The 12,787-nt window shown below is 68.3% G+C and carries 10 protein-coding genes and 1 pseudogene; 4 read left to right on the top strand and 7 right to left on the bottom strand.

Annotated elements, in window-relative coordinates; translation table 11 throughout:
• Positions 1-115 precede the first annotated feature (115 nt).
• On the bottom strand, positions 116-919 hold the full coding sequence (locus tag AC1DZ6_RS15410; RefSeq protein WP_477098036.1) for a DUF1365 domain-containing protein: 804 nt from the start codon (positions 917-919) through the stop codon (positions 116-118).
• Positions 916-2,253, bottom strand: a complete 1,338-nt coding sequence (locus AC1DZ6_RS15405; protein ID WP_477098035.1) for an NAD(P)/FAD-dependent oxidoreductase — start codon at positions 2,251-2,253, stop codon at positions 916-918. The genes AC1DZ6_RS15410 and AC1DZ6_RS15405 overlap by 4 nt, the downstream gene beginning before the upstream one ends.
• Positions 2,254-2,331: 78 nt before the next feature.
• On the opposite strand from AC1DZ6_RS15405, the gene AC1DZ6_RS15400 reads away from it, so the two are divergent.
• Together AC1DZ6_RS15400 and chrR are read left to right on the top strand one after the other, a co-directional pair.
• Complete coding sequence (locus AC1DZ6_RS15400) at positions 2,332-2,997, top strand: sigma-70 family RNA polymerase sigma factor (protein WP_477098034.1); 666 nt, start codon at positions 2,332-2,334, stop codon at positions 2,995-2,997.
• Positions 2,994-3,632 (top strand): cadmium/peroxide/UV radiation responsive anti-sigma factor ChrR, encoded by a 639-nt coding sequence (gene chrR / locus AC1DZ6_RS15395; protein WP_477098033.1) that lies wholly within the window; start codon positions 2,994-2,996, stop codon positions 3,630-3,632. Before AC1DZ6_RS15400 ends, chrR begins: the two co-directional genes overlap by 4 nt.
• A 5-nt stretch (positions 3,633-3,637) precedes the next feature.
• Here chrR and AC1DZ6_RS15390 read toward each other — a convergent pair whose 3' ends face one another.
• A complete protein-coding gene (locus tag AC1DZ6_RS15390; protein WP_477098032.1) occupies positions 3,638-4,048 on the bottom strand; it encodes a DUF2177 family protein in 411 nt (136 codons plus the stop codon).
• A gap of 660 nt (positions 4,049-4,708) precedes the next feature.
• Between AC1DZ6_RS15390 and AC1DZ6_RS15385 the strand changes: the two genes are divergently transcribed.
• The gene (locus AC1DZ6_RS15385; RefSeq protein WP_477098031.1) at positions 4,709-6,559 is read left to right on the top strand and encodes a phosphoenolpyruvate carboxykinase (GTP); all 1,851 of its coding nucleotides are present in this window, start codon (positions 4,709-4,711) and stop codon (positions 6,557-6,559) included.
• 66 nt (positions 6,560-6,625) lie between these two features.
• A pseudogene (locus AC1DZ6_RS15380) lies at positions 6,626-7,317 on the top strand (triose-phosphate isomerase family protein).
• Positions 7,318-7,323: 6 nt separating this feature from the next.
• Here the strand turns inward: AC1DZ6_RS15380 and AC1DZ6_RS15375 are convergent.
• The 4 genes from AC1DZ6_RS15375 to AC1DZ6_RS15360 form a co-directional block, all read right to left on the bottom strand.
• Entirely contained in the window at positions 7,324-8,334 is a 1,011-nt protein-coding gene (locus tag AC1DZ6_RS15375; protein WP_477098030.1) for a cupin-like domain-containing protein, read from the bottom strand.
• A gap of 32 nt (positions 8,335-8,366) precedes the next feature.
• The gene (locus AC1DZ6_RS15370; RefSeq protein ID WP_477098029.1) at positions 8,367-9,713 is read right to left on the bottom strand and encodes an alpha/beta hydrolase family protein; all 1,347 of its coding nucleotides are present in this window, start codon (positions 9,711-9,713) and stop codon (positions 8,367-8,369) included.
• The gene (locus AC1DZ6_RS15365; protein WP_477098028.1) at positions 9,710-10,831 is read right to left on the bottom strand and encodes an endo-1,4-beta-xylanase; all 1,122 of its coding nucleotides are present in this window, start codon (positions 10,829-10,831) and stop codon (positions 9,710-9,712) included. The genes AC1DZ6_RS15370 and AC1DZ6_RS15365 overlap by 4 nt, the downstream gene beginning before the upstream one ends.
• 183 nt (positions 10,832-11,014) lie before the next feature.
• A partial coding sequence (locus AC1DZ6_RS15360) for a TonB-dependent receptor (RefSeq protein WP_477098027.1) occupies positions 11,015-12,787 on the bottom strand: 1,773 nt, incomplete at its 5' end.

Genomic DNA, 12,787 nt, shown 5'->3' with positions numbered 1-12,787 from the left:
TTGGGCAAGACGATCGTCAACCGCCCCCAGCTCCAATTGGACGACAGCAGACGCAGCAGCAGGTCAAACACAGCCGGGATGCGGTCGCACGACTCTTATGGCCCTCCCCGCCCCGTCAGCGTCCAAGACGGTTCTCCCGCGGCCCGCGCTGAATTGCGACGGCCTCTCGCGCCGGTGTCGGCGGGCGGATCAACCTCACGCCCTTGAGCCAAAGTCTCAGCGCCTGCCAATGGATGGCCGTCACCACCTTCAGCGTCAGCAGGGGCAAGGCGACGGTGGCGGCCAGCAGGTCGCGATCTTCCATGGGTCGCCGCGCGCCGGACATGGCGGCCGTGATCAGCAGCCCCTCGGCATCCCATCCGGTAATCGTCAGGTCCAGCCTCTCCGCGGGGACGTGGCCGCGGAACGCATAGGCCATCTCCATCCCCATGAAGGGCGAGACATAAAGGGCCTTTGCCACACCGTGGGCGATCCGTCCCGTCGCCTGGTCAGCCTGCGGCACGGGAACGACATAGGCATGCCGCGCTCCGAAGGTGTTGGTCACCTCATAGACCAGGGCCGCCAGCCGGCCGTCGGCATGGTGGCAATAGAAAAGGCTGATCGGATTAAAGACGTAGCCCAGCACGCGCGGCATGGTCAGCAAGCGAACCGCTCCGGCGCCGATGTCGATCCCTGCCTGCCTCAGCCCAGCCTCGATCTGCGATCTGAGAGCTGTCGCCGAGCCGTCGCCGTGGTCGCGGTCATGAAAAGACAGCAGGTTGAAGCGGTTGCGCGAGAACAGCCGCATCCGCCGATCCAGACCCTCCACCTCGTCCAGATCCAGCAACAGCCAGAAGACGCGATAGCTGAACCGGTGAGTCCTAGGTCGCGACCGGTGGTGCATGACCTCGCCGCGATAGAGCGCCGACGCCACGGTCACGCCGCCTTCTCCATCGCGGGCGCCGCAAAGGGGGACAGATGGATGCGGCCGCTTTCGTTGTCGACCGTCCAGGGACGGCGCACCCCGCCCAACTGCTCGGCGACAGCCAGGCCCGCCTGCAAGCCGTCCTCGTGGAAGCCCGCGCCGAAATGGGCGCCGCAAAACCAGACCCCGCCCTGCCCCTGCAGACTCCAAAGCTGCTTTTGCGCCCTCAGCGCGGCCGGGTTGAAGATCGGGTGGTCGTACCGCTCGCTGCGCAGCAAGGTGTCGGGGCGCGGCGGACGCGGCGGATTGAGGGTGACGAACAGATCCTGACCGGGCAGGCCCTGCAGCCTGTTCATCCAATAGGTGACGCACAGGCCGTCGGCCGCGCCGATATAGTTCCAGCTGGCCCAGGCCCGGCGGCGGCGCGGCATCAGGCCGGCGTCGGTATGCAGAACGGTCAGGTTGCGGCTGTAGTGGAAGGCGCCCAGCAACGCCGTCTCACGGGCCGTGGGCTCCACCAGCATGGCCAGAGCCTGATCGGCGTGGGCGCCGATGACGACGTGATCGAACCGCTCGACCCCACCCTGACTGTCGTGGACCATGACGCCCTGATCGGTGCGACGCACGGCTGTCACCCCGTGCGCCAGCCGGATATCGTCGAAGGCCCGGGCCAGCTGTTCGACATAGACCCGACTGCCGCCCTCGACCGTGCGCCATAGCGGCCGGCCAGCCAGTCTCAACAAGCCGTGGTTGCCGCAGAACCGAATGAAGGCTTCGGCCGGATAGTCCATCAAGGTGTGGGCGGGCGAAGACCATATGGCCGCCGCCATCGGCAGCAGGTGATCGTCGCGGAAGGCCTCGCTGAAGCCTTCGCGCTTCAGATAGTCGCCCAAGGTCAGGTCGGGGTCCATCGGCCCGAGGAGATCGATCGGGGCTTGCCGATAGAAGCGCAGGACCTCGCCCAGCATCGACCAGAAGCGGGGCCGCACGGCGTTGCGGCGCTGGGCGAAAAGGCGAGGCGCGGCATATTCGAACCGCCCCTCGTCCAGAGACACGGCGAAGGACATTTCGGTGGCGCGCGTGGCGACGCCCAGATGGTCGAACAAGGCGACCAGATTGGGGTAGGTGGCGTCGTTGAAACAGATGAAGCCCGTATCCACCGCCACCTCGCCTCTCGCCGTCGACGCCATGACCGTGTTCGAGTGGCCGCCCAGCCGGTCTGACTTTTCGTAGACGGTCACCCGATGACGCTGCGATAGAAGCCAGGCCGACGACAGGGCGGCGACGCCCGACCCGACCACGGCGATCTTCAAGGACCCGGCCGAGGGGCGGACGGACGAAGGGGACATTGCGGCTCCGGAAAAGCGCTCGTCCTGGAGGCGACGAGCTTTATCGGACTACGCGTCGGCGCCGCGATTGGATCGCGAATGATCCAGATATTTCCCCGAAGCGTATTAGGCTCCATGCATGTCGGGACCTCCCCATTCGAGCCACAAGCCAGCCAGTCTCTCCGCATGAGCCAATCGGAGCCCGAGCAGGATCCGCTGATCCACGACCGCATGATTGAGGCGGTGGCGCTGCGACGCGACCGCGAGGCCTTCGTCCACCTCTTCAGCTATTTCGCGCCGCGACTTAAGGCCTGGCTGATCAAGTCCGGGGCCCCGCCCAGCGCGGCCGAAGACTTCGCCCAGGACACGATGCTGAGCGTCTGGCGTAAGGCGGACCTGTTCGATCCTAGCAAAGCCAGGGCGGCGACCTGGATCTTCACCATCGCCCGTAACCGGCGGCTCGACATGTTGCGGCGCGACGCTCGCCCCTTGCCGACGCCCGAGATCGAACTGGCGGGCGACGCCGCCCCCCGTCCCGACGACATGCTGTCGATGTCTCAGGACGCCAAACGGGTGCGCGAGGCGCTGTCACGGCTCGCCCCCGAACAGCTGGAGGTTCTGCGCCAAGCCTTCTTCATGGAAAGCCCGCATTCCGAAATCGCTCGTCACCTCAACCTGCCCCTGGGCACCGTCAAATCGCGTATTCGCAACGCCATGATCAAACTTCGTCTCATCCTCGAACCCTCGCAGGAGGCGTCCCGATGAACCCGCGCCACGGCCCGTCCGAGGACCGTCTGCTCGCCTACGCCGCCGGTGTTCTCAGTCCGCCCGAGGCGGTCGTCGTCGCCACCCATCTGGCGCTGCGCCCCGCCACCGACGCCTGGGTGCGTCGGCTGCAGGCCGTGGGCGGTCAATTCCTGGACGAGACAGCGCCCGTCGCCCTGTCCTCGGAAGCCCTGACGCGGGCCCTGGCGCGCATCGAGACCGATGCTGGCGAGGTGAAGAGCCCGCCCCCGCTCAACGACATGGCCGAATTGCCCGAGCCGCTGCGGCGCTACGCCCTGGGGCCGTGGCGTTGGATCGGGCCGGGCATGCGGGTGCGCGACGTCCATGCCCCACGCGACGGCGCCTGCCGGGTCATCCTGCTGCGGATCGATCCGGGCCGCGAGACGCCCCGGCACACCCACGCCGGCGTGGAACTGACCTGCGTGCTGACCGGCGCCTATGTGACCGAGACGGATCGTTTCGAGGTCGGCGATCTGGAGGAGGCCGACAGCGCGGTGCTTCACCGGCCGCGCGTGGTGTCCGACAAACCTTGCCTCTGCGTCGCCGCTTTGGACGGCGAGATCCAGCTCGACGGCTGGCTGGGGCGGCTGATGCAGCCGTTCGTGCGGTTGTGATCGCGCTAGGCTGGCGCGCGCAGCAATCGCCCGGCCAGGGCGCAAGCGGTGGCCGAGGCGGTGGCGCTGACGAACAGGCCCCAGGCCATGTCGATCAACGAGAGCTTCAGGCTCCAGCTCTTGAGCGTGGCCAGGTTGGTCAGGTCATAGGTCCCGTAGGCGAACAGGCCCAGCAGCCCTCCCCAAAGCAGCGCCTTCTTCCAGCCGCCCTCCGCCAGGCCAGGCAGGACGGCGAATAGGGTCAGGCCCGCCGCATAGAGCGCATAGAAGGCGATCGCGGGCGCTAGCCGGAAATTCTCGGCCAGCATCGACCCGATCAGCGGCCGGTACAGCCGGTCGCCCATGGTTCCCAACCAAACCGTGTCGATCACGGCGAAGACGACCAGCGTCAGGACATAGGCGACAAGGGCGTTCATGTGAGGCTCCAGACGTTTGCCGGGAGATACGTACATGACACGCGAATGGATCGACTGGCCCCTATCCAGAGAAACTGCGGACGCTTGCGCAAGGCGGCGGACAGGCGAAATCGAGGACGCCCCTCGCGGCGTCCTCGATTTCGTCAACGGCTAGTGGGTCCCGTCGGTGTCGATCGGCCCCTTGGGACGGTCCGATCCAGATCAGCGTCGCGGCGAACAGGAACACGACCGTCAGAACCCCAAACGTGTGGAGCGTGGCGAGCATCAGGCTCTGTCCTCCGACCGCAGACCACGCCGCGTCGGCCTGTTTTCCATCAAGCCGCGCGCTTTGCCAATCTCATGACGCGTCGCAACCGGTTTCCAGGCTCGATTCACCGGGGCGCGACAGTCCGCGAAGGTGGGCCTGATCGACGCGGAGGCAAGGCCAGGCCTCGATTCGCCCCGAACAGCCTGCTGGACGGTCGCCATGCTCAAGATGTTGGATCGACTTCCTCATAATAGGGCGCCAGGCGCGAAAACATGCCGCCTGCGGAGCAACTTGAACCTCGATTTTCGACGACAACGTTGTCATTGAAAACATTGGTCTTTTCCCATCGATCCGCCGCGTTATGGTGCGCGCAAGGCGAGCAATAGTTTCGCCAACTCGCAGCAGGACGAAACATGCAGAACCAAGGGCTGGGCGCTGACGCGCCCCCGACGAAACACGCGCGTCTATTGGCCTGGGTGGACGAGGTCGCCGCGCTGACCAAGCCCAAGGCCGTTCATTGGTGCGACGGCTCCGACGAGGAATGGACGGCCCTGACCGATGAACTGGTCGCTCTGGGCACGCTGAAGCGCCTCAACCCCGACCTCCGTCCCAACTCCTTCCACGCCGCCTCCGACCCGCGCGACGTCGCCCGCGTCGAGAGCCGCACCTTCATCTGCTCGCAGGACGAGGCCGACGCCGGCCCGACCAACAACTGGTGTGATCCAGACGAGATGCGCGGCCTGCTGAACGGCCTGTTCGACGGCTGCATGCAAGGCCGCACGATGTATGTCGTGCCGTTCTCGATGGGTCCGGTCGGTTCGCCGATCAGCGCCCTCGGCGTGGAGATCACCGACAGCGCCTATGTCGCCGTCTCGATGCGGGTGATGACCCGGATGGGTCAGGCGGCGCTGGACGCCCTGGGCGAGGACGGCTTCTTCGTGCCGGCCCTGCACACCCTGGGCGCGCCGCTGACCGAGGGGCAGGAAGATGTTGCGTGGCCCTGCAACGACGACAAGTACATCGTCCACTTCCCCGAAAGCCGCGAGATCTGGTCCTACGGCTCCGGCTACGGCGGCAACGCCCTGCTGGGGAAGAAGTGCTACGCCCTGCGCATCGCCTCGGTGATGGCGCGCGACGAGGGCTGGCTGGCCGAGCACATGCTGATCCTCAAGCTGACCTCGCCGGCCGGCAAGGTGCGCTACGTGGCCGCCGCCTTCCCCAGCGCCTGCGGCAAGACCAACATGGCCATGCTGCAGCCCACCCTTCCCGGTTGGAAGGCCGAGACGATCGGCGACGACATCTGCTGGATGCGGTTCGGCGCCGACGGGCGGCTGTACGCGATCAACCCGGAGGCCGGCTTCTTCGGCGTCGCGCCGGGCACGGGCGTGAAGACCAACCGCAACGCCGTCGACACCCTGCATTCCAACTGCGTCTACACCAACGTCGCCCTGACGGCCGATGGCGACGTCTGGTGGGAAGGCCTGACCGAGCAGCCGCCCGAGAGCCTGACCGACTGGAAGGGCCGCGCCTGGACGCCGGAGTCGGGCGAACCCGCCGCCCATCCCAACGCCCGCTTCGCCGTGCCCGCCGGCCAGTGCCCGGTCATCGCCGACGAGTGGGAGGATCCGGCCGGCGTGCCGATCTCGGCCATCCTGTTCGGCGGCCGCCGCGCCTCAGCCGTGCCGCTGGTCACCGAGGCCTTCGACTGGGAGCACGGGGTGTTCCTGGCCTCCAACGTCGCCTCGGAAGGTACGGCGGCCGCCGAGAACAGCATCGGCGAGCTGCGCCGCGATCCTTTCGCCATGCTGCCGTTCTGCGGCTACAACATGGGCGACTATTTCGATCATTGGCTGAAGATCGGCGCCTCGGCCGACGCGGCCAAGCTGCCCCGCATCTATTTCGTCAACTGGTTCCGCAAGGACGAGCGCGGCAAGTTCGTCTGGCCGGGCTATGGCGAGAACAGCCGGGTGCTGAAGTGGATCGTCGACCGCCTGGAGGGCGAGGCCGAGGCGCTGGACAGCCCGATCGGCCGCCTGCCCGCCCGCGACGGCCTCGACCTCACGGGCCTGGACCTGACCGACGCCCAGCTCGACCTGCTGCTGACCGTCGATCCGGAGATCTGGCGCGCCGAGGCCGCCCTGATCCCCGAGGCCTACGCCCGGTTCGGCGACCGCCTGCCGCCCGCCCTGTGGCGCCAGCTGGACGCCCTGGGCGAACGCCTGGCCCGCCTGGATCACCCCACCAGGGTTCTGGAGCAGGCCTGATCGCCGGCTCCTCCCGCTCCTTTCCAAGAAACAAGCGTCGGGCGCGACCCGACGCATGGAGACCGAATGCACGTCGCTATGGATAAGCCCGCCCGGAAGTTCGTGGTCGGCAATTGGAAGATGCACGGCAGCCTGGCCGCCCTGCCCGTCCTGGGCGCCATCGACGCGGCGGCGCGCGCCACGCCGACCGTCGATGTCGGCGTGGCGGTCCCCGCGACCCTGATCACCGCCGCCTGGCAGGCCGCCGGCGCGATGCACGTCGGGGCCCAGGACATCCAGCCTTCACCATCGTCGGCCACAGCGAATGCCGAGCCGGCCGCCGGGAGACCGACGCCGAGGTGCGCGGCAAGGCTGAAGCCGCGCGGCGGCACGGTCTGTCGGTGATCCTCTGCGTCGGCGAGGCGCTCGATGTCCGCGAGGCCGGCCAGGCCGAGGTCGTGGTTCGCGGCCAGCTGGAGAATTGCCTTCCGACCGACGCCGACGGCGACTGGCTGTCGGTAGCCTACGAGCCGATCTGGGCGATCGGCACGGGGCGTTCGGCCACGGGGGACGACATCGCCGCCATGCACGCGGCGCTGCGCGAGACCTGCCGCGCGGCCCTGGGCCCCGCCGGCGACCGCGTCCGGCTGCTGTACGGCGGCTCGGTGACCCCGGCCAACGCGGCCGAGATCATGATGACGGCGAACGTCGACGGCGTGCTGGTCGGCGGCGCCAGCCTGACGGCCGAGACCTTCCTGCCGATCATCGCCCACGCCTGATCAGGGCTAGCCGAAGGCGCGCTTGAGGAAGCCGCGGATGTTCTGCGCCAGGCGCGGCGTCAGCGGCCCCAGCACGCCCTTGCGCTCCTCGGGTAGGTGCGCCGCGGGATCGCCGTTCGCCTCGAACAGGTAGTGGTCGAAGATCACCCGCCAGGCGTCGCGCTGCGGTTTGGGCAGATGGCGCACGGCCAACAGGCCATGGATCAAGACCTCGAACGGCGAGCCCGCCTCGGGCGGCAGGTCGCGCCACCAGTAGTTCACCAGCACGTTCAGGCTGTCGAGCGACTGGACGTGGTGCCACCAGGCGGTGGGGATGTAGATGGCGTCGCCCGAGCCGAGCTCGGCGGTCAGGCCGTGCTTGGCCGCCTCGGCGAAACGCGGATAGCGGTCCAGATCGGGCGCTTCCAGCTCGACCATGCTGATCGGCTGTCCCGCCAAGGTGAAATCCAGCGGCCCGACATAGAGATTGGCCGTCTGCTCGGGCGGAAACAGGGTGAAGCGCCGACGCCCAGCCACCACCACGGCGATGTTGTCGGCCATGTCGTAGTGGGTCTGCACCCGCACCGCGTTGCCGAACCAGATCCGCGGCTCGACCGGCACGGCTAGCATGTCGTGGCTGTTGGCCTCGGCGAAGCCGGGCAGCACCTGCGGCGTCGAGGCCGAACCGACATAGACCGACGGCGGCTTCTCCTCGGCGCCCAGGGCCAGGATGTCGTCGAGGATGGCCGAGATCCCGCCGGGCCGCCGCTCGAAGTTCACCGCCCGCTCGGCGTCGCTGTAGAAGAACCGGCCGCCGATGTCCGGCGGCCCGACGAAGGCCTCGACCGGCGCGCCCTTGTCGAAGCTCTTGATATAGGCCGCCGCGGCGTCCGGGCCTTCCAGGCCGGCGCGAACCGCCGGCCAGTCCGCCGCGAAGCCGCGCAGCACCACGGGCCGGTAGGCCGGGACGATCTCGGCGCGCAGGATCTCGCGCGTGACGTTCCAGCGCTCTTCGAGGGGCGGAAAGGACAGGCTCATGCGGCGCTCGTACACGATCTAACGGGCAGGACTTACGAACGCTCAAGATAGCGCGAAGCGAAGTCGAGAAAGTAGGGCCAGTTCGGACCCGGCGTGTGACCGGCCTCGTGCTGCCGGAACGCCAGCTCGCCGTCGGCCACCAAGGTCAGGGGCTCGGGAAAGGTCGTGGCGCCCAGGTCGCGGGCGCCCAGCAGGCGGTAGACCGGTCCGGCGGCGACGGCGGCCATGAACATGCCGCGCGAATCCACCCAGCCGTCCGCCTGGTCGTTGCCGACGCTGATGAACAGCGGACGGGGCGCGCACAGGGCGATCAGCTCATGAGCGTCGACCGGCAGGTCATCGACGGTCAGCGGCCCCGCGTAGCGCAGGAAGTTGCCGGCCATCCAGTGGTACTCGCCGCTGGCCGCCAGATTCTCCAGTTGCTCGCCGCGCTTGCGCCGGTGCAGCTTGGCGCCGCCCTCGCCCGACGAGGCGATCAGGCCGGCCGCGAAACGCTGGTCGTAGGCCATGGTCACCAGCGCCGCCTTGCCGTAGCGCGACAGGCCCTCGATCGCCACGCGGCGCTCGTCGACGGCCGGGTCGGTGGCCAGCAAGTCCAGCACCCGACTGGCGCCCCAGGCCCACGCCCGCAGCGCGCCCCAGTCGTCCGACGCGCGCGGGCGGCCGTGATTGACCAGGCCGATGACGCCTCGGCTCAACCCCGCGCCGTTGTCGGGCTGGACGCTGGTCGGGTCGAGGATCGCGTAGCCCCAGCCCCGGGCCAGGACTAGGTCGCGCCAGTCCGGTCCGGGCGGCGCGGGGCGGCCCTTCATCCAGGGCGCGCCGTCGGGGAAGCCGAACTCCAGGATCAGCGGGCGTTTGCCCTTCCCTTCCGGGGTGACCAGCAGCAGGTCGAGGCTGACCGTGACGGCGGGCCAGGCGCGGTTGTCCAGATCGCCGGCCAGCCGCCGTTCGAGCACCGCGACGCCGCCCCGGACCTCATGCTTCTCGCTGACCACCCGCCAGCGGACCGCCGGCGTATGCTTGGGCACGCGGCCGTGCGCCTCGCGCGAGAACAGCTGGACCAGCTCGGGGCGGCGGCGCTGCCACCAGTCGTCCGGCGTCGCGACCGGACGGCCGTCCGGGAACGCCAGCGGATCGGGCAGCAGGCTGAACGGTCCGGCCTTGGCCTCGTCCTGATTGACGAAGTTGGGCGCGGCGGAATTGTAGCCGTCGACGCCGGGCCGCAGGGCCTTGATCCCCAGGCGGTCGAGCATCAGACGGTGATCCTGCTCGGCGGTCAGGGCCGCCGGGGCGACGGGCGTCGTCTGGGCGTGGGCCAGGCCGCCGGCAAGGGCGATCAGCGCCGCGCCGACTATCGCCGACGCCCAGCGCTTCACGTTCGCACCGGCGCGGCCCGGAAGGCCACCGCCACCGCCTCGCGCATCGGCTTGGGCCTGTAGGCGTCGTCATAGAGCGTCGCGCGCTTGGGCAGGCCGTCCTTGCGGGGCGTGAAGTTCTGCAGCCACGAATATTTGTCGACCATGCCCCAGGCCAGCACCTCCTTGGTCTGGCGGTAGTCCAGCATCAGGTCGAGAAAGGCCTTGGCGACGGCCGCCCCGGCCGTGTCGCGGGTGGCGATGTCGCCCGGCAGGTCCCGGTCGTTGACGTCGAACTCGGTGATCAGCAGGTCGTAGCCCATGCCGGTCGCCTCATCGATGAAGGCGCGCCACGCCTTTTCCTGCGGCCGCCCCAGGCTGCCGGGCGCGGCCGGATCCTCGGTGCCCAGGTGGCTCTGGACACCCAGGGCGTCGACCGGCGTCCCGCGCTTGCGGAAGCCCTCCAGCAGCCTCAGCACCCCGGCGCGGTGCGCCTCGTTGCCGGCCTCCCAGCCCATGTAGTCGTTATAGACCAGCCGGGCCTTGGGCGCGGCGGCGCGGGCGGCGTGGAAGGCGACGTCCAGGGTCTGCTCCTGGCCCATGGCGTCGGAAAAGACGGTGCTGCGGATCGAACCGTCCTTGGGATCGATCGTCTCATTGACCACGTCCCAGGAGTCGATCTGCGGATAGTGCGCCACCACCTTGGTGATGTGGTTGACCAGCATGGCCTCGGCGTTGGCCGCCGCGGCGGGGCCCTTGCCGAAGTCGTAGGTGTTGAGCCAGGCGGGAAACCACTTCGGATGATGCCACAGCAGGGTGTGGCCGCGCAGGGCGATGTCGTGGGCCTTGGCGAAGGCGGCGATGCGATCGGCGCGCTCGAAGTCGAAGGTCTGGGCGTCGGGCCGCAGGACGTACCACTTCAGTTCGTTCTCGGGGACCAGCACGCCGCATTCGTCGATCAGCACCTGACGGTAGCGGGGATCCTCCAGCGTGCCAGTCAGAGAGCCGGCCTTGCCCGCGCCGACCGCGCTGCCGAACCGTACGCCCTTGGCCTTGGCCAAGGCGGCGAGTGAGGGTCCCGCAGCCTGGGCCAGGCCCGGAACCGCGCCGGCGACAGCGGCGGCGCCTCCCAGCCCCATGAAACCACGCCGGGAGAAGGGAGAAAGACGTAACGCCACGATGAAGCCCTCTCAAGAACACCGCGCGACGTCGAGGACGTCGCGCGGCGAGTTTGGGGTAGAAGAGCCCTCGTCCGCGATGGTCGAAGGATAGGCGCCCAGCACGCCCCGGCCGGACGATGTCCGACCGGGGCGCCTTGGGATCTAGAAGCTGGCGCGCAGCACGAAGGTGTAGCGCCGGTCGTTCATGAACCACGACCGTCCAGCCTTGAGCAGCTGGTTGTTCAGGACCTGCGTGGTCTTGGTGACCTCGTTGGTCAGGTTCACGCCCTGCACGCCGATCTTCACCTTCGGGCTGACGGTGTAGAACAGCGAGCCATCCAGCTGGCCGGTGGCCTCGTTCATGATCGGCGCGTAGGGCACGATCACGTCGCGGACCGTCAGCAGGAAGTCCGAACGCCAGTTGTAGGCGAGGCGAGCCGAGATCGGACCCTTCTCGTAGATGCCCGCGAAGTTGACGTTGTGCTTGGACAGGCCCTGCAGAGGCAGGAGGCTGGTGTCGATGGTCGCGACCCGGCCCGCCGCGACGTCCGGATCGGTCGCCGACAACGTGCTTTGCGGCACGCCGCTGCTGTCGATGTAGCTGTAGTTGGCGTTGATGCCGAACCCGTCGAAGGGCTTGGGCAGGAAGTCGTAGAACTGCTGGTAGGCGACTTCGAAGCCCTTGACCTTGGCCTTGACGTCGGAGTTGCCCGGCGTGGTCACCGCGACGTCATAGGTCGACCCGTTGTTGGTGAACGGGATCCGCGCGGTGGTGTTGGTCGCGACGTCCTTCAGCTCCTTGTAGAACAGGGCCAAGGTCACTGAACCGACCGGCGCGAAGTACCATTCGGCCGACGCGTCGAAGTTCAGGGACTGGGTCGGCTTGAGGTACGGATTGCCGACCGTGACGTTGCCGCTGACCACGTTGTTGGCCGGACCGCTGATGCCCGTGTCGGTCAGATCCAGGGCGACGTTGTAGTAGTTGCGGGTCAGGCCCAGGTCCGGCGGCGTGATGGTCTTGGAGGCCGCGAACCGAAGCTGCAGGGCGTTGGGCAGAGCGACCTTGATGTTGACGCTCGGCAGCCAGTGATCCTGCGAGACGTTGGCCACGCGAGGCGTGGTGGAGCCGTTCGCGAAGTTGCGGGCCGACTGGCGAGCCGCGGGCGTCAGGCGGCAGAAGTCCGTGGGCGGCGTCGTCGAGGTTCCGCCGTTGAACCGATCGATCGCCAGCTGACAATCCGCGTCCGACGACGGGGCCGCCAGCGAATAGACGAGGAAGCCTGAGGCTTCCCGATCCATCTTGGTGTAGCGCAGGCCGACATTGCCGGTGACACGGACGTCGCCGTCGAACTCATGCTTGAAGCGCAGCATGACGTAGGCCGACTTGGTCGTCTCGTTGATCGGGTTGATCTCGCCCGGCCGGAACGGCGTTCCCGCCACCACGTCGCAGCGCTGGGCCAAGGGCACCCAGTTCTGCGGGCAGCCGTTGGCGCCGTTGCGCGCCCGCCATTCGTCGCCGACCGCAAGGCCGAAGGCCGAATAGGCCGCGTAGTTCTCGGCGATGTTGTCGCCGTAGAACGGCCGCGCATCCAGCCCGGTCGGAGCCGGAACCTGGCCGCGCATGAAGTCGGTGAACGGATAGAGCACCGACTGCGCGGCGGTCGAGGAGCCGCCCGCCGTCGTCGGCGAACCGTTGACTGGATCGCTGAGCCAGACCGGACCGCCGCCGCCCCAGATCTCGCTCAGCACGCCCCAGTTATAGGCCGAGAAGCGCGTGGTCTGATCGCGTTCGGACCAGCGGACGCCGACCCGCGCGGAGTCCAGCCAGCTGTTTTCGGCGAAGCGATAGTCGACGTCGATCTTGGCGGCGTCTTCCTTGCCCTCGCTCTGCTCGATGTGGTCCATCGCCGAGCGCCAGAAGCTGTTGTAGGGGTC

Source organism: Caulobacter sp. P1_B12_2 (assembly GCF_056406675.1).
Note: the sequence above shows the minus strand (reverse complement) of the source record. Positions and strands in the feature narration are given on the sequence as shown.